Genomic DNA, 16668 nt, shown 5'->3' with positions numbered 1-16668 from the left:
CAGGCTGGCCATTTACGACATGGACCGCACGGTGACCTTCAGCGGCACCTATACAGGCTTCCTGATCCATGTGGCGGGGCATATGGCGCCATGGCGACTGGTGCTTTTTCCCTGCGTCATCCTGCTGATGCTGGCCTATGTGGTGAAGCTGATCAGTCGCCAGCGGCTCAAGGAATATAATCAGGCGTTGATGATCGGCTTCAACGTCGAGCGCGCGAAACTGATGCCGCATGTCGAAAGCTATGCCGACCGGGTGATGGCACGCAACCTGCGCGCCGGCGCGGTGGCGCAGATCGCGCAGGACCGGGCCAATGGCTATACCCTCGTGCTCGCCACCGCCTCCTACCGCCTCTATGTCGAACCGATCGCGCGGCGGCTGGGCTTCGACGCGGTGATCGCCACCGATCATCTGAGCCAGGATCTGCGCTATGTCCGCGCGAAGATCGCCGGCGAAAATTGTTACGACACCGGCAAGCTGCGCATGATCAAGGCGTGGATGGCGTCGCAGGCGATCGACCGTGGTCAGGCGCATATCCGCGCCTATTCCGACCATGTCTCCGACGCGCCGATGCTGGAATTTGCGGATATCGCCTTCGCTTCCAACCCGCACAAGCCGCTGGCTAGGCTGGCGGCGGATCGCGGATGGACGCGGGTGGACTGGAGCTGATCTGGCGGCCTAGGCCGTCAACCCGTCGATCGCAGCCCAGCCGTCCGCGCCGATCCCCCGCAATATAGGCCGATGATGCTCCCGGCGCACGCCGCCCAGCGCCATGACCGGCGCATCGACCTGCCGCGCCAGGGCGGCGAAACGCACACGTCCCAAAATCTTGGCGCCGACATGCGAGCGGGTGGGGAACAGGGGCGAGACGAAACACAGATCGACGCCCGCCCGCCGCGCCGCCGCGGCCTCGCGCGCATCGTGCACGGCGCGGCTGCGTATTAGCGGCCGGTCCGCTCGACGCGCGTCCCGCCCATGCGCGCCATCGGCCCGCCACGCCACTGCACCGCGCACCGACCCGGCCAGCATCAGCACCAGCCGCCGCCGCCGTGCGATCGTCCGCAGCGCCGCAAACAGCGCGCGCCGCTGCGCAGGATCGGTCCGGTAGTGGCGAAAGATGATGCCGCCACGCCCTTTGGGCAGGCGCGCCGCCGCCGCCAGCAACGCCGCCGTATCGACCCGCTCATCGGTCATCAGCCAGAGGGTGGGCAGTTTTTTGCGGTGGCGACGATCCATGGCCTTCGCCTATAGCAGCGCGCATGACCACAGACAGCCTAATCGAAGCGGCGCAGCGCCTCGCCACCCTGCGCGACAGCATCGACCGCGCCGCCCGCCTGACGCAGCGCACCGCAGACGCCATCAATCTGATCGCGGTGTCCAAGACGCATGACGCCGATGCGATCCGCCCGCTGCTCCATGCCGGGCAGCGCCGCTTCGGCGAAAATCGGGTGCAGGAAGCGCAGGAGAAATGGCCCGCGCTGCGCGAGGAATTTGCCAGCGTCGAACTGCATCTGGTCGGCCAGCTCCAGTCGAACAAGGCCGCCGACGCCGTGGCCCTTTTCGACGTGATCCATAGCCTGGACCGCCCCTCGCTCCTGACCGCGCTGGCCAGGGCGATGGACGGCGCGAACAGGCGCGTCCCCTGTTTCATCCAGGTCAATATCGGCGGGGAAGAGCAGAAGGGCGGCTGCGCCATTGCCGAACTGCCCGCGCTGATCGTCGCAGCGCGCGCCGCCGATATCCCTGTCCTGGGCCTGATGTGCGTGCCCCCGGCCGATATCGAGGCCGCGCCCTTCTTCGCGCTGCTGGCGAAGATTGCGCGGGAGGAGGGGCTGGAGCGCCTGTCCATGGGCATGTCGGGCGATTATGAAACCGCGATCATGCTGGGCGCGACCGATATCCGCGTCGGCACAGCGCTGTTCGGGGAAAGGCCATCCCCCGCTCGCCCCGTACCGGCGAGCGGGAGAGGGATGCTCAGAAACTCCCGTGCCTAGAAACTTCCGCGCCTAAAAACTCCCGCGCAATGTGATGCCATAGGTGCGCGGTTCGGCCAGATAGGCGGAGATGAGCTGGTTTGCCATCGGCGCGCCTTGGCCGAACTGGCCGGTTGTCGACGTGCCGGGGCTGCTCGACTGGAGCGGGCTGGAGAAGGCGACCTGGGTATAATTCTGGTTAAAGATATTCTGGCCCCAGAATTCCACCGCCCAGCGCTGGTCCGCGCCGCGGATACCGACGCGGGCGTTGACGATGGCATAGCCGTCCTGCCGCTTTTCGGGGAACAGGTCGGACCCGGTATTATAGTCGCTGGTCATGCGGCCATCGACATAGAAGAGCGCGGACAGGCCCGATGCGCCGATGTCCGGGGTCCAGGCCATGCTGGCGGTCGTGACCAGTTGCGGCGCGTTGCTGTTGATCGATCCGGGCAACAGGAACAGCGCGGTGTCGAGCGGGACGCTGCCGTCGCCGCTGCCTACCAGCCGGTTGGCGAATTTGGCGCGGGCATAGGTCGCGCCGCCCGACACGCGGAAGTTGCGCGCGGGGGTGACCGACGCTTCCAGTTCCACGCCCTGGCTGATCAGGCCCGGCCCGACATCGTCGCTGTCGCAGGTGCGGGCCGCCGACAGCGCCCCGTCACAGCCATTGATATTCTGCACGACGAAGCTGGTGCCGTTGAAGGTGTTGAGCTGGAAATTCTTGAACTCCTGCCGGAAGGCGGCGATGTTCACGCTCCATTTGGGCTGCGCGAATTTCAGGCCCACTTCGAACGAATCCACCTTTTCCGCGGCGAAGCGCAGGCTGGCGACGTCGGCATTGGTGCGCGGCGAAAAGACGGCCGGAATGGCGTTCAGGCCCGTCGATCCCAGTTGGAAGCGATCCAGATTATAGCCGCCCGCCTTATAGCCCTTCGAATAGCTGCCATAGAGCAGCAGTTCGTCAATCGGCTTCCAGGACAGCACCGCCGTCCCGGAAAATTCGCCGTCGCTGATCTTGTCGTTGAGGTCGAGCGCGTTGAGACCCGTGGACGCATTGCCCAGGCACCCCAGCGTCAATATGCCGCCCGCCAGCGTCGCCGCGCTGCCCAGCGCCGGGTTGGTGGCGATGCCGGGCAGGCCCGACGCCTGCAACGCCGCGCAGGTCGCATTATTATTGTTGAAATCCGCCGAGAAGCGCTTGCTTTCATGGGTGTAGCGCAGGCCCAGGGTCAGATCGAGCCGGTTGGTGATGTGGACGATATTATGGGTGAAGAGCGCCCAATTCTCGCTCTTCTGGCGATAGAGCGACGCGACGTCGCCAGTGCCGGACGGAATCGCCGACAGGGCGCGCAGGCCGTTGCCAAGCCCGGTCGAAATCGCCCCGGCCTGCGCCGCCGCGATCGGCGCGGGCACGCCGCGCGCGATCAATGCCGCGGTCAGCCCGGCGTTCAGGTTCGCCTGCGTGCCGTTGATGAGCGGCTGGGTGGCCAGGCCGCTGCCGCAGGCTGCGAGTTGCGGGGCGGTGAAATTGCTGTTCACGCTCGCCCCCGCCATCAGGCGGCAGGCGGCAAACCGGCCATAATCCGCGCCGAAGCGGATATTGTCCTGCAAGGTGAGCCGCTCATTGGCGTAATAGCCGCCGACCAGCCAGTCGAGCTTGTCGGCGAAGGCCGAACCCTGCAACCGCAATTCCTGCGTGAAGGTCTTGAACTGGCGATAGGTGTTGGGATCGCGGTAGAGCAGGTCAGCGCGGTTATAGTCGTAATCGCCATAGTCGCGGGATTTATAATCGCGATAGGCGGTGATGCTGGTCAGCTTCGCGCCGCCGAAATCATAATTGATCTCGCCCGACACGCCCCAATCCTTGAGCTTGCTGACATAGTCGCGGCCCGGCGTGGTGACGAGTTCGCGATCATAGGGATCGGCCGGAATGACGCTGCCCTGACCCGCCAGGATCGCCGCGATGCGGTTGAATGGCGCGTCGGTATAGCCGCCGCCGGCCGCCGGTCGCCGCTCGCGCGATTCGATATAGGCCGCGCCGCAGCAGCTTTCGTCGCGATTGGTATAATCGCCGATCAGCCGGATGGAGAGCGCGTCATTGGGTTCGATCAGCGCCTGGCCACGCACGAAATAACGGTCGCGGTCGTTGGTGTCGCCGACTGTCGCGCCCGCGCCGTCGACCAGCTTGTAGAAGCCGTCGCGCTTGGACCAGACGCCGTCCAGGCTGAGCGCGATACCCTCGGCGATCGGCCCGGTGACGCGGCCCGACAGCCGCCAATAATCATAATTGCCATAGGTGATCTCACCCTTGGCGTGGAAAGTGTTTTCCGGCGCCTTGCTGATGATGTTGATCAGGCCCGCCGACGCATTGCGGCCAAACAGCGTGCCCTGCGGCCCGCGCAGCACCTCGACCCGTTCGATCTCGCCCAGTTCGTTGAGGCCCGACCCGGTGCGCGAACGATAAACGCCATCGATGAACACCGCGACCGAACTTTCCAGCCCCGGATTGTCGCCGACCGTGCCGATGCCGCGGATGCGGGCGGAGGCATTGGCTTCGGAGCCGGTGGAGGAGACGAGCAGCGAAGGGGCCAACTGGTTCAGCGTGCGGATGTCGCTCGCGCCGCTATTCTGCATGGCGGCCGCGCCCACGGCCGATACGGCGATCGGTACGTCGGACAGGGGGCTGGCGCGGCGGGTGGCGGTGACGATGATGTTGGCGCCCAAATCGTCGGCGACCGGCTGCGGCGCGGCCCCGTCCTGCATTGCATCCTGCGCCTGCGCAGCGGACGCGCCTGCGACCGCACTCATGGCCAGCGCGACGATGGCGGCAGATGCCCAGAGACTCTTGTCTGTCATGATTGGCTAATCCTCTCCTGGTCCGCGCGACTTTTCGCCGCGTCGGAACTGTGGGTGATTATGCGGACACAGCAGGGCGAAGGCAATAGAGCCAAGCTTTTCTGCGCCTTTTGGCGCAGCTGACGGCCGAATGATCCAGCTCTGTTGCCTATCGGCAACGGCTTAATATCTGCTTTCCGTAACGTCGCCTTACGATAAGGGAAAGCGCAATAAGCGGTCCGCGACCGGCACCAATGCGGCCGCTCCAGCCCCCACCGCGCGGCGAATTTCGCCATGCCCCGCATCCAGCCCCCCCGTCAGCGCACCCAGCGCAGGCAGAATCAGCTTGGTCGCCGACCCCACGAAGCACCGCCGCGACACATGCCGACCGCGCAGCGACAGGCGCAGCTTGGGGTGGAAATGGCCGGATATTTCGGGGCGCGGATCGTCCGCCTCCGCCTCATGCCGCAACCATATCCCCTCGACCTGCGCTTCCGTTACCCGACGTCCCCCCGGCATGTCCGCGACACCAACGTCATGATTGCCGGTAATCCAGGTCCAGTCCAGCCTTTCCGTAAGGGAAAATAGTCTTTTTTGGGCCGAGGGATCGAGCCGCGCCGCACCATGGGCATCATGGAAACTGTCGCCCAGCGACAAGACCGCCTGCGCGCCCGTGCGTTCCACCAGCGCCTCGATCACGTCCAGCGTCGCTTCACTGTCATGGGGCGGCAGGAACTGGCCGAAGCGCGCATACCAGCTCGCCTTCTCGAAATGCAGGTCGGCGACCAGCAACGCCCGCTGCGCCGGCCAGTAGAGCGCGGCTTCGGGCAGCGCCATGAAAGCGTGACCTGCGAACGAAAGGGGAACCATCGCCCGCCTATGCGCCTCTACGCCCCGGCTTTCAAGGGGGCGCGCAAACGCCTATAGGCGCTGGCCATGTCCGCTAGTCCCCCCGCTTACACCCTCGCCGCCCTCTATTGCTTCGCCCGCTTTCCCGATCCGCAGGCGCTTGCCGCCGACCTGCGCGCGCGCTGCGCCGATCTGGGCACGCGCGGCACGCTGATTCTGGCGGGGGAGGGGATTAACGGCACGGTCGCGGGCGACGCCGACGCGATCGCCGCGCTGGTCGACCATGTCCGCGCCTTGCCGGGTTGCGCCGATGCGGACGTCAAATATTCGTGGGCCGATAACGCGCCCTTCGCCCGGATGAAGGTGAAGGTGAAGGCGGAGATCGTGACGCTGGGCGTGGGCGATCTCGACCCGGCGACGCAGGCCGGCGCCCATCTCGACCCGGCCGACTGGAACGCGCTGATCGCCGATCCCGACACGATCGTCATCGACACGCGCAATGCCTATGAAGTGGCGGTGGGCACCTTCCAAGGCGCGATCGACCCGGAAACCCGGTCCTTCCGCGAATTTCCCGACTGGTTCGACGCTTTCGCCGCCGACCTGAAGGCGCAAGGCCGCAGCCCGAAGATCGCGATGTTCTGCACCGGCGGCATACGCTGCGAAAAATCCACCGCCCTGGTCAAGGCGCGCGGCTTTGACGATGTCTATCACCTCAAGGGCGGGATACTCCGCTATCTGGAGGAGATGCCGGAGGCCGACAGCCGCTGGCAGGGCGACTGCTATGTCTTCGACGAGCGGGTCGCGGTCGGCCATGGGCTGAAACCCGGCGACTATGTCACCTGCCGCGATTGCGGTCTGCCCCATCTGCGCGATGCGGCGCATGACTGTCCGGGCGACGAGTCCGGTGTTTGGCCGCACCGGGGTTAAGCGGACGTCTCCACCAGTTCCGCTATCTCGAAATCATAGCGTTTCCATCCCCGCATCTTCGCCCCTTCCGCCGCGGCGGCGCGCTTCTTCTTCGCTTCGGCGAGCGAGCGGACATGGCCCCAGAAGACCTCGGTCCTGCCATTGTCCAGCACCGCGACGATCCGCCAATAATGGGTGAAGGGATCGGCGGTAGGTCCGATCGTCTTGACATAGCCGTCCGCCATGGTGGCGGTCAGGTAACGCTTCTTGCGGGCCATGCATCAGCCCCGATAGCGATGCAGGCCCGCGCCATGCGCCCGCAGCCACGCCCGCGCCGGACGCGGGTCCGCTCCATAGATGCGCGCATGGGCGGCATGAAAGGCGGGACTATGGTCCATGTGCAGCAAATGCGCCAGTTCATGGGCCACGGTCGCCCGGCGCACCTCCGGCGGGGCCAGGATCAGCCGCCAGCTATAGCGGATGGCCCCGGACGACGCGCAACTGCCCCAGCGGCTGCGGGTATCGCCCACACCGACCGATGCGACGATCAGGCCATGTTCGCGCGCCAGTAGCTGGCTTTCCGTCTCCAGCACCGCCCTGGCCCGGCTGACGAGCCAGCGTTGCACCCGCGCCCCCACCGATTCCGCCGCACCGCCCAGCAGCAGCCGGTCGCCCTCTAGTCGGATCGTGCGGGTCGCACCCGCGATCCAGTGGATCGTGACATCGCGCCCCTCCAGCGGGAAGACCGCGCCATGCTCCAGCCGCGTGATGGCGGGCTGCCTGGCCATTTGCGCGCGCACCCAGCCTTCATGATCCTGCGCCCAACCCAGCGCCTTCTTCAGGTTCGCGCGCGCCGGCAGCGACAGGCGCAACGCGCCGCGTGTGCTGTCGATCGTCAGCCGATAGGCCCGCGCCCTGGCCGACCGGAGCACCAGCACGGGCATCGCCACGCCGTCGATCAGGATCGCGGCATCGGGATCAGAGTTCGCGGTCGACAAGATGATTTTCCCAATCGCCCGCATCGGCCTCCGCAATGGTCCAGCCGCGCACCGATTCCTGCGCGCGATGCACCGCTTCCCGGTCGCCGCAGATCAGATAATGCCAGGCGGGCAGCGGCTGCCCTTCTTCGCGCAGCCGATAGGCGCATGTTCTAGGCAGCCAGCCGATCTGCCTGACCTTCGCCGGGGTCAGCCGCACGCAATCGGGCACGAACTTGCGCCGGTCCTTGTAATTGCTGCACTGTCCGCTTTGCCGGTCGAGCAGGCGGCAGGCGACGTTGGTCGGATAGATCCGCCCCGTCTCCTCATCCTCCGCCTTGTGCAGGCAGCATTTGCCGCAGCCGTCGCACAGCGCTTCCCACTCGGCCTTGTCGAGCTTGTCGAGGGGTTTTTCCCAGAAGGGCGTCACTTGACCCATTTTTCCAGGAAGGCCAGCACCTTGTCCGGCGCGCCTTCATCCACGTCCGCCGTGGCGGGATCGTCCACCGGCACCAGCGCCACCGGCTTGCCGTCGCCGTCGAACAGATAGGGCGTGCGGCTGTGGCTGACCATATAGTCGGTCGCGCCATCGGACTTTTCGGGATTGTAGATCACCACGAAATCCTTGGCGACCTTGGCGATCTGCTCCTTCGTGCCGGTCAGGCCGATCAGGCGCGGGTGGAAGGCCGCGACATAGGGTTTGAGCACCGCGGGCGTATCGCGCTGCGGATCGACGCTGATCAGCATCGGCTGCACCTTCGCGGCCAGCGCCGGCCTGGCTTTCTCGAACTTGGAAAAGCCCTGCATGATCCGTTGCAGATCGACCGGACAGACGTCCGGGCAGTAGGTGTAGCCGAAATAGACCAGTCGATACTGGCCCTTATAATCGTCCCAACGGGTCGGCTTGCCGTCCTGATTGGTCAGGGTGAAGGGCGCGCCGATCCGCGCGCCGATCAATTCGCCCTGTTCGCTGTCGCCGCTTGATGCGTTCCCGCCAGCACCCATATTGCAGGCAGCCAGCAGGGCGAGGAAGGAAAGGGCGATAGAAGGCAGAATTGGGATCGCGGCGTCTTTGTTCATGGCATGGCCAGCCATGCCCTGCTAGGACGCGATTTGCAAATGCGACGGGGCGCCAAGATGAAGACGAAGCTTTTTTCCGCACTATTGGGTTCGATGGCGCTGGCGCTGCTGGCGCCCGGCCCCGCGCAGGCGCAATTTTCCGACAGCTACAATTTTTTGAAGGCGGTGAAGGACAAGGATGGGCAGAAGGTCACCGACCTGATCCAGAAGCCCGGTTCCACCGTCGTCAACAGCCGCGACGTGTCCACCGGCGAAAATGCGCTGCACATCATCGTCGCCCGGCGCGATGCGACCTGGCTGACCTTCCTGCTGGCCAAGGGCGCCAATCCCAACCTGACCGACAATGACGGCAACACCCCGCTGATGGATGCGGTGCAGGGCCGGTTCGAGGAAGGGGTGCGCACGCTGCTCGCCTACAAGGCGCAGGTCGATAAAGGAAATGACAGCGGCGAAACACCGCTGATCCGGGCGGTGCAACTGCGCGACGTCGGCCTGGTCCGCCTGCTGGTGGCGCAGGGCGCGAACCCCGAAAAGCGCGACACCCTCGCCGGCATGTCCGCGCGCGATTATGCCAAGCGCGACGGCCGTACCCCCGGCCTTACCGAAGCGCTCGACGCCGCCAAGCCCGCCGCGGCGCCCAAGGGGCCGGTGCAGGGTCCGGTGTTTTGAGGAAGTGGGGATAAGGCGGGTTTGGGCGGGAAGCGGACATAGGAAATCCGTTCAGGCTGAGCGAAGTCGAAGCCCTCTGCCGAGCGGAGCGAGGCCAAATGCTTCGCCTTCGCTCAGGGCGAACGGATTGCAAGGGTCGACCAAGGTCCGCTTCTGGTCGCCTATGGCCATCCCCCTACCAGCCCAGTTCCGTAACATGGTCCGGGTCGCTGAGCGCCGTCAACCGCCGGGCGGCGCGCCGCGCGAAGCGCAGCGTCTCCGCCTTGCGCCGGGCGGCCGCCAGCGGCTCCACCGGGGCCGGGCGCACCAGTTCGGCGTCATATTGGTCCGCGACGATCAGGCCGGTGCGCGTCGGCCACAGCGCCTCGCTCTCGAACGGGGCAAGGTCGAACCCGGCCGGCACCGCCCAGAAGAAGCGGTCGCAATAGTCGAAATAGTCGGGCCATTTCATGTCGCCCAACAGGTCCGCCCGGCTGCACTTGATCTCTACGATGGTCAGCCGCCCCGCGCCGTCGATCGCCATGATGTCGGCGCGGCGTCCATTGGGCAGCGGCACTTCCAATATGCCGCTCATGTCGTGGCGGAAGAAGAGTCGCAGCGTGCCGCGCGCCACCGCCAGGGCGGTGCCGTCGGTCAGCGGCGAACAGGCGTCTATCGGGGCGCTACTCATCGCGCCACCATAGAACAGGACAGGAACATATGAAAAGGCCGATTCGGACGAACCGAACCGGCCTTGAAAATTTCGCCATCGCGAACCGGCGCGTTCCCACGCCCGATCGTCGCCGCCATATCCTCAACGATAGAAGATATGATTGTCGATCATCGCCAGCTTGGCCTTGCCCCAGCCCGGCGATACGCGGCGGGCGTGGAAGAAGAGCGCGCCTTCCGCGCGGCTGTCCCAGCTGTCGTTCATCGCGATCTGGGCGATGGCGACGGCTTCGCGCCAGCTACGGCTGTCGGCGCGCACGGCCGGCATCGAATGGCCCCGCACGAAGCTGAACTGGCTGGGCTGATAGACGACGCCGCACAGGCTGTCGGCGAAGCGGCCGGACTTGGCCCGGTTGATGATCACGCGCGCGACGGCCAGCTGACCTTCCAGGCTTTCGCCCTTGGATTCGAAATAGACCGCGCCGGCCAGGCAATGCATGTCGCCGTCCAGCTCCTCAGGCGCGCCTTGGGCGTCGACCAGAGCAGCGAGGCTGGTCGCCTGCGCGTCGGAATCGGTAGAAAATTCGGGGTCGGCCTTGTCGGCCGATGCCAGCGGCTGCGTAATTTCACGCGGCGCGGCGAAAATGACGGCGGATTGCGCGCCAGTCGGGGACGTTTGCGGAAACGTCTGGGGGAGAGAGGTGGTCGTGGCGATCGATTCGCCCGCGATCGACATATCGGACGCCGTGACCGCAGCAGCGGCGGACAGGGCGAAGGCTGCGGCGATGGCAGCTTTCAGACGAAAACTCATTATCACTCAAAAACATGCGGTTATTGGCCGGAAACGTCGTTTCAACCGATATTCTTATGACGTTCGGCCGCCCCCCGTCTGCGTGTTTACCGGCCCCGCCCCCCAATGGGCGAATTCGGCAACCTGCGCGTTGGCGTGGGCGGCCTCTGCCCAAACCATTGCGATGAGTCAACGATCAGCCGAGTGTTTCCACGGCAAACCGTTCCGCTTCCGGGATGTCGAGTTCGATTATCCACAGGTCGGGGTCCGACTTGCGCCGGCGCGCTACATATTGAGCGAGCGCCTCTGGCCCCTCTTCGATCGAAGGACCACAACGCATTAACGCATAACCCCCGGCAAAGTTCGACACCCTTTCGAAAAGACCCGTTTCCCGCCCTTTTTCAAGCGTCTGGACCAGAATCACACCGCTGATCACGTCGCCCTTGACCAGGATCGTGGCGAAACCGCCGGCGGCCGCGACCCGCCGCCGCAGCGCGCCCACCAGCATCGCGCTGGTCAGCCGGGCGTCAGCGGCCATAGCCCGGCAGCGAAGAGAGCGAAAATTGCGATCGCATGAAGGTGCCGGTGCCACGCCCGACCTCTTCGCCGTCGGAATCGATCAGGCTTGCTTCGGCGACATAGACCCGTCGCTTGCCGCTGATCCAGCGACCCTCGGCGCGAATCCGGCCCGGCGCGATCGGACGGGTGAAGAGCAGGTTGAAGGCGGTGGTCAGCAGGAAACGGTCGCTGACCAGGCTGTTGGCGGCGTAGAAGGCCGCATCGTCCAGCATCTTGAAATAGACGGTGCCATGCACCGCTCCCGCAGCATGAAACTGGCTTTCATCGACGTCGAAGTCGATCACCGACCGGCCCGGCTCGCTGATCGTCAGGTCCGACCGGAACAGCCGGTTGATCGGCGCGGAACGGTAGAGATTCTCCAACGCGCGGAAATGCGCGGTTTCGCCGCTCGCGCCGGCGCCGGGCGTCGTCTCAGGCAGCGTCACGCGCCTCGCCGCCCGCCAGCAGCGCGTGGAGCGCGCCGGTCGACTGTGCGCCGCGCAGCCGGGTCACCTGACCCTCATCGCGCAGATAGCGCGACACGCGCGCCAGCGTCTTCAGATGTTCTGCGCCGCTATCGACCGGCGACAGCAGGGCGAAGACGACATCCACCGGCGCTTCGTCCACCGCGTCGAACGGCACCGCCGGGTCGAGCAGCACGACCACGCCGCACATTTTGGACAGGCCTGCGATCTTGGCATGGGGAATGGCGACGCCGCCGCCAAAGCCCGTGGACCCCAGCCGTTCGCGCTCGAACAGGGCGTCACCCACCTCGTCCGCGTCCAGATCATAGGCGCAGGCGGCAAGCCCCGCGATCTTCTGAAATAATTGCTTCTTGCCGTTCGCCGACAGGCCCGTGGCGAGCGCGTCGGCCGAAACGATGTCGTTGAAGTGAACCATGGTCAATCCGAAACGGCCGAGCCGCGCGGCACAGTCTTCGCGCTTTCCTCGGACAATGAAAGCCCGGCCCCATAAGCCGCCCGCACCATCAGGTCAACAGGCGGCCGGGGCCGGGCGCAGGATCAACCGCGTGGTTCGACCCAACCTATGGTGCCGTCATGCCGACGATAGACCATATTATAGGCCGATGTGCCGGCGTTGAGAAACAGCAGCGCATTGGTGTTGCGCAGGTCCAGCATCATCACCGCGTCCGACACGCTCGCTTCGGGGATGTCGACGCGGGTTTCCGCCACGATCAGCGGCGCATCGGCGGCGTCTTCCTCATCCTCCATAGTGCTCGCGAAGATGGTGTAGCCAGCGCCATCGATGTCATCGACGCTATAGCCGTTGGTCCGCTGCGCTTCTGCGGCGGCGGCCTGGCTGCTGCGGTCCTTGAGGCGGCGCATGTAGCGGCGCAGCTGTTTCTCGATACGCTCGCACGCCTGATCGAAGGATGGATGCGCCTCCTGCGCTTCGCCGGCGCCTTTCAGGATCAGGCCGGTCATGACATGGCACACGATGTCGCAGTGGAACGCGCCATGGGGCGCCTTGCGAAAAGTGACATGAGCCGAAATCGTGCGGGAGAAATATTTCTCGGCCATCGCCTCCAAACGGTCGGTGACATGGCTTTTGAGCGCCTCACCCGTTTCGACCTGATGCCCGGAAATGCGAATGTCCATATGCCTTCTCCTTGTTCTTGCCAGGCCGCCAGGAAGGCGACCCGGTTGGTCTGGAGACATGGGGGGACCGGTCAACGACCGGCTTGCCTCAGGCCTCCTCCAGCCAGAGCGGCTTGGTGAGCGTCGCGATGAACGCCGCATGCCGCTCCAGCTCCTGCGCGCTGGCTGTGAAGACGCGCGCAGGACGAACAGGGCGAACCACGGCGCCAGCCGACAGTTCCACCCCGACGATCTCTTTATCCTCCTCCTGTGCCAGACCCAGGCCGATCTGACGGCCGCCGGTCAGTTCGATATACAGCTGCGCCAGCAATTCGGCATCGAGCAGCGCGCCATGCTTGACGCGATGGCTGCGGTCGATGCCGTATCGGGTGCAGAGCGCGTCCAGGCTGTGCTTGGCGCCGGGATGCAGCGTGCGGGCGATCGCCACCGTGTCGATCATCCGGTCCAGCGACACGTCGGCATGGCCGCACCGGCGCAATTCATGGTTCAGGAATCCGAAGTCGAACCGCGCATTATGCGCGACCAGCGGGCTGTCCTCCAGAAAGGCGAGCAGGTCGGCCGCGCCACTGTGGAACAGCGGCTTGTCCGACAGGAAATGGGTCGACAGGCCATGCACCGCCTCGGCGGCGGCAGGCATGTCGCGCTGTGGATTATAATAAGCGTGAAAGGTGCGACCCGATGGCACCCGGTTGATCAATTCGATGCAGCCGATCTCGACCATCCTGTCGCCGGATGCCGGATCGAATCCTGTCGTTTCGGTGTCGAAAATGATCTCGCGCATCGCCCTCTTCGTTTCGACTCTATGGGCCAACCCTTATCGACCTGTCTGCGCGCCAAGGCAAGCGACCAGACGGCGCACCTGCGCACGGGTGTCGGTAAAGGTTGCGCCGGTGCGGATGATATGGTCCGCCCGTCGCCGCTTTTGCGCGTCGGGGGTTTGCAGATGGACGATCTGTCGGAATTTCGTCGCCGTCATGCCAGGTCGCGCCAGCACCCGCTTGCGCTGCTTCCATGCCGGCGCGGTGACGACGATAACCCCGTCCAACCGCCGGTGCCCATGGGTTTCGAACAATAAGGGAATATCGAGAACCACGAATTTCCGCGACCGGTGTCGGCGCAGGAACAGCCGTCGCGCCGCCTGCACCGCCGGATGGACGATCGCTTCCAGCGCCCGGCGTTCCTGCGGATGGCCGAACACCGCCGCGCCCAGCTTCGCCCGGTCCACGCCCCTTGGCCCGGTCGTGCCGGGAAAACGCGCCTCTATCGCGGGGAGCAGCGCACCGCCCGGTCCCTGCAAAATATGCACCTGCGCGTCGGCGTCGAACACGGGCACGCCTTCGCGCCGCAGCATCGCCGCGACCGCCGACTTGCCCATGCCGATCGATCCGGTCAGGCCATAGACTTTCATCGTCGCCAGCCCTTAATCGTCCGCCGCGATCAGCAGCGCCCGCAATTCCGCGTCCAGGTCGCGCGGCGCCTGCGCGTCGAAGAAGATGTCGAAAGCGAGCGCCGCCTGGCCGATCAGCATCTCCAGGCCATCAAGCGTCTTGAGGCCCCGTGCTTTGGCGGTCTTGAGCAGGCCCGTCTCCAGCGGCGCATAGACGATGTCATAGACCGTCGCATTGTCCGCCAACGAGGCCAGGTCCAGGTCCAGCACCGGCTGGCCGATCATGCCGAGCGAGGTCGAATTGACCAGCAGGTCGGCCGCGGGCAGCGCGTCGCCCAGCCCGATCGCCCGGCCCGGCGCGCCGCTGCGGTTCAGCAGCGCCTGCGCCTTGGCCCTATCGCGCGCCATGATGGTGATGTCGGGCACGCCCAGGCTGGACAGCGCGAACAGGATTGCGCGCGCGGCGCCGCCCGATCCGACGATCACCGCGCTCTGCCCCTTCCACTTGTCGCGTAGCAGCGGCTGGAGGAAGCCGCCCGCATCGGTATTGGTGCCGATCAATGGCCCGCCGGTTTCGCTGGCGATGGTGTTGACCGCGCCGATCCGCTCGCGCACCCCGCCCGGGTCGTCGACATAGTCCATCACCGCGATCTTGTGCGGAATGGTGACGTTGCAACCCAGCCAGTCGGGATCGCTCCGCCGCATCAGGAAATAGGCGGCCAGCCCCTGCGGCGTCACATGGGTTTTCTTATATTCCGCCTCGATATCCAGCGCGTTCAGCCAGAAATTGTGAATCAGGGGCGATTTGCTGTGGTCGATCGGATCACCGATCACTTCGGCATAGGGCAACTTGTCGGTCATGCCGCCAAAACGCCGCGCACGCGCAGAAAGTCAAGCAAAGGCAGCAAAGGCAGTCCTTGAATCGCGAACTGGCTGCCCTCGACCTTGCTGAACAGTTGCGCGCCCGGACCCTCGATCCGGTAGCAGCCCACGCACCAGCGCAATGCGTCCCAGTCCGCGTCGAGATAGGAAGCGATGAAGGCGTCGGACAAGGGCCGCACCGTCATCCGCACCCGCTCGACATGGCGCCAGATCGGCTCGCCGTTCAGCACGATGACCGCCGCGCTGTGGAGGTGATGGACCCGGCCGGACAAGAGCTGCAATATCCGTGTCGCGTCGGCGCGATCAACCGCCTTGTCGATCATTACGCCGCGATCATCGCCATCGCCGATACTCAGCGTCTGGTCGCAGCCCAGCACCAGCGCGCCCGGCACGCGGCGCGACACCTTGAGCGCCTTCAGTTCCGCCAGCGCATCGGCCAGCGCGCGCGCGTCCAGCCCGTCGGCGCGCAGCGCGTCCTTGGCGGCCTCCTCATCGACGCCGGGCGAGAGGGTTTCGAACGGCACCAGCGCCGCGGTCAACATCGCCTTGCGGCTCGCGCTCTGGGAGGCGAGGACGATCATGCCTCTACCCCTTCCGCCAGTTCGCGGTCGTTGAACAGGTTGATGATGGCGGCCGCGGCCTCCTCGATCGACCGCCGGGTCATGTCGATCACCGGCCAGCCATTGTCCGCGAACATGCGCCGGGCGAAGGCCAGTTCCTCCTGCACCTTCTCATTATCGACATAGGCGGTTTCGGGCGCCTGGTTGAGCGAGAGCAGACGGTTGCGGCGGATCTGGATCAGCCGTTCGGGGCTGACGGTCAGCCCCACCACCATGGGATGCTTCAGGCTGTAGAGATTATGCGGCGGCGGCGATTCCGGGACCAGCGGGATGTTGGCGGTCTTGTAGCCGCGATTGGCGAGGTAGATGGAGGTCGGCGTCTTCGACGCGCGCGACACCCCGGCCAGCACGATGTCGGCCTCCTCCCAATTTTCATGGCCCACGCCATCGTCATGGGCGATGGTGAACTGGATCGCCTCGATCCGGGCGAAATAGGCTTCATCCAATATATGTTTGCGCCCCGGCCTGGTGCGGGTCTCCTGCCCCAATATGTTGGACAGGGCGTCGGCCACGCTGTCGAGCGCCGCGACATGGGGCAGGCCAAGCGCGCGGCAGCGCGTCTCCAGCCGCTTGCGCAGCGGATGGTTGGTCAGGGTGAAGAGGACGAGGCCGGGATTGGCGCTGATCTCCTCCATGATCCGGTCGAGATGGACATCGGACCGCACCATCGGCCAGAAATGGCGGATCGCCTCGACATTTTCGAACAGGCCGATCGCCGCCTTGGCGATATTCTCCAGCGTTTCGCCGGTGGAGTCAGACAGGAGATGGAGATGGATGCGCGCCATGGGCATATCTCTGTGGGCAGGCTGTGGATAAAGCAAGGGATGAAATAGGGGATAAAAACCCGTCTTTCCGCTATCCCCGGAGCCGGGAATCT

Annotated in this window: 22 protein-coding genes; 4 read left to right on the top strand and 18 right to left on the bottom strand. The window is 65.4% G+C overall.

The window, feature by feature from the left end; all coding sequences use genetic code 11:
* The first annotated feature begins 19 nt into the window (after nucleotides 1-19).
* Nucleotides 20-667: an HAD family hydrolase gene (locus sphantq_RS10260; protein WP_272800216.1), complete on the top strand. Its 648-nt coding sequence runs from the start codon at nucleotides 20-22 to the stop codon at nucleotides 665-667.
* A gap of 9 nt (nucleotides 668-676) precedes the next feature.
* Here the strand turns inward: sphantq_RS10260 and sphantq_RS10255 are convergent, their stop codons facing one another.
* The gene (locus tag sphantq_RS10255) at nucleotides 677-1234 is read right to left on the bottom strand and encodes a thiamine phosphate synthase (RefSeq protein ID WP_272798442.1); all 558 of its coding nucleotides are present in this window, start codon (nucleotides 1232-1234) and stop codon (nucleotides 677-679) included.
* A 23-nt stretch (nucleotides 1235-1257) separates the two neighbouring features.
* Here sphantq_RS10255 and sphantq_RS10250 point away from each other — a divergent pair, with 23 nt between their 5' ends.
* Complete coding sequence (locus sphantq_RS10250) at nucleotides 1258-1992, top strand: YggS family pyridoxal phosphate-dependent enzyme (RefSeq protein ID WP_272798441.1); 735 nt, start codon at nucleotides 1258-1260, stop codon at nucleotides 1990-1992.
* Between the two features lie 12 nt (nucleotides 1993-2004).
* On the opposite strand, the gene sphantq_RS10245 is transcribed toward sphantq_RS10250, so the two are convergent.
* Together sphantq_RS10245 and pdeM are read right to left on the bottom strand one after the other, a co-directional pair.
* Complete coding sequence (locus sphantq_RS10245) at nucleotides 2005-4827, bottom strand: TonB-dependent receptor (protein WP_272798440.1); 2823 nt, start codon at nucleotides 4825-4827, stop codon at nucleotides 2005-2007.
* A gap of 189 nt (nucleotides 4828-5016) precedes the next feature.
* Nucleotides 5017-5676, bottom strand: coding sequence for a ligase-associated DNA damage response endonuclease PdeM (pdeM, locus tag sphantq_RS10240; RefSeq protein ID WP_272798439.1), 660 nt, complete (start codon nucleotides 5674-5676; stop codon nucleotides 5017-5019).
* Between the two features lie 66 nt (nucleotides 5677-5742).
* Here pdeM and trhO point away from each other — a divergent pair, with 66 nt between their 5' ends.
* Entirely contained in the window at nucleotides 5743-6582 is an 840-nt protein-coding gene (trhO, locus tag sphantq_RS10235) for an oxygen-dependent tRNA uridine(34) hydroxylase TrhO (RefSeq protein ID WP_272798438.1), read from the top strand.
* On the opposite strand, the gene sphantq_RS10230 is transcribed toward trhO, so the two are convergent.
* Genes sphantq_RS10230 through sphantq_RS10215 form a run of 4 tightly spaced genes read right to left on the bottom strand, consistent with a single transcriptional unit; the run spans nucleotide 6579 to nucleotide 8633 of the window.
* A complete protein-coding gene (locus tag sphantq_RS10230; protein ID WP_272798437.1) occupies nucleotides 6579-6839 on the bottom strand; it encodes a hypothetical protein in 261 nt (86 codons plus the stop codon). The genes trhO and sphantq_RS10230 overlap by 4 nt on opposite strands.
* 3 nt (nucleotides 6840-6842) lie before the next feature.
* Nucleotides 6843-7583: a M48 family metallopeptidase gene (locus sphantq_RS10225; protein ID WP_443021475.1), complete on the bottom strand. Its 741-nt coding sequence runs from the start codon at nucleotides 7581-7583 to the stop codon at nucleotides 6843-6845.
* Complete coding sequence (locus sphantq_RS10220) at nucleotides 7540-7977, bottom strand: YcgN family cysteine cluster protein (protein ID WP_066607236.1); 438 nt, start codon at nucleotides 7975-7977, stop codon at nucleotides 7540-7542. The genes sphantq_RS10225 and sphantq_RS10220 overlap by 44 nt, the downstream gene beginning before the upstream one ends.
* Complete coding sequence (locus tag sphantq_RS10215; RefSeq protein ID WP_272798435.1) at nucleotides 7965-8633, bottom strand: SCO family protein; 669 nt, start codon at nucleotides 8631-8633, stop codon at nucleotides 7965-7967. The genes sphantq_RS10220 and sphantq_RS10215 overlap by 13 nt, the downstream gene beginning before the upstream one ends.
* Before the next feature lie 42 nt (nucleotides 8634-8675).
* Here sphantq_RS10215 and sphantq_RS10210 point away from each other — a divergent pair, with 42 nt between their 5' ends.
* Entirely contained in the window at nucleotides 8676-9287 is a 612-nt protein-coding gene (locus sphantq_RS10210) for an ankyrin repeat domain-containing protein (protein WP_443021474.1), read from the top strand.
* A 175-nt stretch (nucleotides 9288-9462) separates the two neighbouring features.
* On the opposite strand, the gene sphantq_RS10205 is transcribed toward sphantq_RS10210, so the two are convergent.
* From sphantq_RS10205 to sphantq_RS10155, 11 genes are all read right to left on the bottom strand, one after another.
* Nucleotides 9463-9957: an MmcB family DNA repair protein gene (locus tag sphantq_RS10205; RefSeq protein WP_066607233.1), complete on the bottom strand. Its 495-nt coding sequence runs from the start codon at nucleotides 9955-9957 to the stop codon at nucleotides 9463-9465.
* Nucleotides 9958-10080: 123 nt separating this feature from the next.
* Complete coding sequence (locus sphantq_RS10200) at nucleotides 10081-10746, bottom strand: cell wall hydrolase (protein ID WP_066607231.1); 666 nt, start codon at nucleotides 10744-10746, stop codon at nucleotides 10081-10083.
* A gap of 175 nt (nucleotides 10747-10921) precedes the next feature.
* Nucleotides 10922-11263 (bottom strand): DUF1491 family protein, encoded by a 342-nt coding sequence (locus sphantq_RS10195; RefSeq protein ID WP_066607229.1) that lies wholly within the window; start codon nucleotides 11261-11263, stop codon nucleotides 10922-10924.
* On the bottom strand, nucleotides 11253-11729 hold the full coding sequence (locus sphantq_RS10190; protein WP_066607228.1) for a PaaI family thioesterase: 477 nt from the start codon (nucleotides 11727-11729) through the stop codon (nucleotides 11253-11255). The genes sphantq_RS10195 and sphantq_RS10190 overlap by 11 nt, the downstream gene beginning before the upstream one ends.
* Nucleotides 11716-12183 (bottom strand): PTS sugar transporter subunit IIA, encoded by a 468-nt coding sequence (locus sphantq_RS10185; protein ID WP_066607226.1) that lies wholly within the window; start codon nucleotides 12181-12183, stop codon nucleotides 11716-11718. The genes sphantq_RS10190 and sphantq_RS10185 overlap by 14 nt, the downstream gene beginning before the upstream one ends.
* 122 nt (nucleotides 12184-12305) lie before the next feature.
* Nucleotides 12306-12902: a ribosome hibernation-promoting factor, HPF/YfiA family gene (gene hpf, locus sphantq_RS10180; protein WP_066607224.1), complete on the bottom strand. Its 597-nt coding sequence runs from the start codon at nucleotides 12900-12902 to the stop codon at nucleotides 12306-12308.
* A gap of 88 nt (nucleotides 12903-12990) precedes the next feature.
* Nucleotides 12991-13683, bottom strand: a complete 693-nt coding sequence (gene dnaQ / locus sphantq_RS10175; protein ID WP_066607221.1) for a DNA polymerase III subunit epsilon — start codon at nucleotides 13681-13683, stop codon at nucleotides 12991-12993.
* Between the two features lie 33 nt (nucleotides 13684-13716).
* Nucleotides 13717-14310 carry a dephospho-CoA kinase gene (gene coaE / locus sphantq_RS10170; RefSeq protein ID WP_066607220.1) on the bottom strand — a complete coding sequence of 198 codons (594 nt, stop codon included), beginning with the start codon at nucleotides 14308-14310 and terminating at the stop codon, nucleotides 13717-13719.
* Between the two features lie 12 nt (nucleotides 14311-14322).
* Nucleotides 14323-15150 (bottom strand): shikimate dehydrogenase, encoded by an 828-nt coding sequence (gene aroE / locus sphantq_RS10165; RefSeq protein ID WP_272798433.1) that lies wholly within the window; start codon nucleotides 15148-15150, stop codon nucleotides 14323-14325.
* A complete protein-coding gene (locus sphantq_RS10160; protein WP_129925492.1) occupies nucleotides 15147-15752 on the bottom strand; it encodes a Maf family protein in 606 nt (201 codons plus the stop codon). The genes aroE and sphantq_RS10160 overlap by 4 nt, the downstream gene beginning before the upstream one ends.
* The gene (locus tag sphantq_RS10155) at nucleotides 15749-16576 is read right to left on the bottom strand and encodes a pyruvate, water dikinase regulatory protein (RefSeq protein ID WP_066607558.1); all 828 of its coding nucleotides are present in this window, start codon (nucleotides 16574-16576) and stop codon (nucleotides 15749-15751) included. Before sphantq_RS10155 ends, sphantq_RS10160 begins: the two co-directional genes overlap by 4 nt.
* Nucleotides 16577-16668: the final 92 nt, after the last annotated feature.

The sequence above is a fragment of the Sphingobium sp. AntQ-1 genome, assembly GCF_028538045.1.
Lineage (GTDB): Bacteria > Pseudomonadota > Alphaproteobacteria > Sphingomonadales > Sphingomonadaceae > Sphingobium > Sphingobium cupriresistens.
The sequence above is the reverse complement of the archived record's forward strand: the minus strand, read 5'-3'. Positions and strand labels throughout refer to the sequence as shown.

Excerpts from the sequence above, each read along its gene's own strand:
- sphantq_RS10260 (WP_272800216.1), top strand. The coding sequence starts at position 20 with ATGGACCGCACGGTGACCTTCAGCGGCACCTATACAGGCTTCCTGATC.
- sphantq_RS10245 (WP_272798440.1), bottom strand. The coding sequence starts at position 4,827 with ATGACAGACAAGAGTCTCTGGGCATCTGCCGCCATCGTCGCGCTGGCC.
- hpf (WP_066607224.1), bottom strand. The coding sequence starts at position 12,902 with ATGGACATTCGCATTTCCGGGCATCAGGTCGAAACGGGTGAGGCGCTC.
- aroE (WP_272798433.1), bottom strand. The coding sequence starts at position 15,150 with ATGACCGACAAGTTGCCCTATGCCGAAGTGATCGGTGATCCGATCGAC.
- sphantq_RS10200 (WP_066607231.1), bottom strand. The coding sequence starts at position 10,746 with ATGAGTTTTCGTCTGAAAGCTGCCATCGCCGCAGCCTTCGCCCTGTCC.
- sphantq_RS10210 (WP_443021474.1), top strand. The coding sequence starts at position 8,676 with ATGAAGACGAAGCTTTTTTCCGCACTATTGGGTTCGATGGCGCTGGCG.
- trhO (WP_272798438.1), top strand. The coding sequence starts at position 5,743 with ATGTCCGCTAGTCCCCCCGCTTACACCCTCGCCGCCCTCTATTGCTTC.
- sphantq_RS10220 (WP_066607236.1), bottom strand. The coding sequence starts at position 7,977 with ATGGGTCAAGTGACGCCCTTCTGGGAAAAACCCCTCGACAAGCTCGAC.
- sphantq_RS10230 (WP_272798437.1), bottom strand. The coding sequence starts at position 6,839 with ATGGCCCGCAAGAAGCGTTACCTGACCGCCACCATGGCGGACGGCTAT.
- sphantq_RS10155 (WP_066607558.1), bottom strand. The coding sequence starts at position 16,576 with ATGGCGCGCATCCATCTCCATCTCCTGTCTGACTCCACCGGCGAAACG.
- sphantq_RS10255 (WP_272798442.1), bottom strand. The coding sequence starts at position 1,234 with ATGGATCGTCGCCACCGCAAAAAACTGCCCACCCTCTGGCTGATGACC.
- sphantq_RS10185 (WP_066607226.1), bottom strand. The coding sequence starts at position 12,183 with ATGGTTCACTTCAACGACATCGTTTCGGCCGACGCGCTCGCCACGGGC.
- sphantq_RS10215 (WP_272798435.1), bottom strand. The coding sequence starts at position 8,633 with ATGGCTGGCCATGCCATGAACAAAGACGCCGCGATCCCAATTCTGCCT.
- sphantq_RS10160 (WP_129925492.1), bottom strand. The coding sequence starts at position 15,752 with ATGATCGTCCTCGCCTCCCAGAGCGCGAGCCGCAAGGCGATGTTGACC.
- pdeM (WP_272798439.1), bottom strand. The coding sequence starts at position 5,676 with ATGGTTCCCCTTTCGTTCGCAGGTCACGCTTTCATGGCGCTGCCCGAA.
- sphantq_RS10225 (WP_443021475.1), bottom strand. The coding sequence starts at position 7,583 with ATGCGGGCGATTGGGAAAATCATCTTGTCGACCGCGAACTCTGATCCC.
- sphantq_RS10250 (WP_272798441.1), top strand. The coding sequence starts at position 1,258 with ATGACCACAGACAGCCTAATCGAAGCGGCGCAGCGCCTCGCCACCCTG.
- sphantq_RS10205 (WP_066607233.1), bottom strand. The coding sequence starts at position 9,957 with ATGAGTAGCGCCCCGATAGACGCCTGTTCGCCGCTGACCGACGGCACC.
- dnaQ (WP_066607221.1), bottom strand. The coding sequence starts at position 13,683 with ATGCGCGAGATCATTTTCGACACCGAAACGACAGGATTCGATCCGGCA.
- coaE (WP_066607220.1), bottom strand. The coding sequence starts at position 14,310 with ATGAAAGTCTATGGCCTGACCGGATCGATCGGCATGGGCAAGTCGGCG.
- sphantq_RS10195 (WP_066607229.1), bottom strand. The coding sequence starts at position 11,263 with ATGGCCGCTGACGCCCGGCTGACCAGCGCGATGCTGGTGGGCGCGCTG.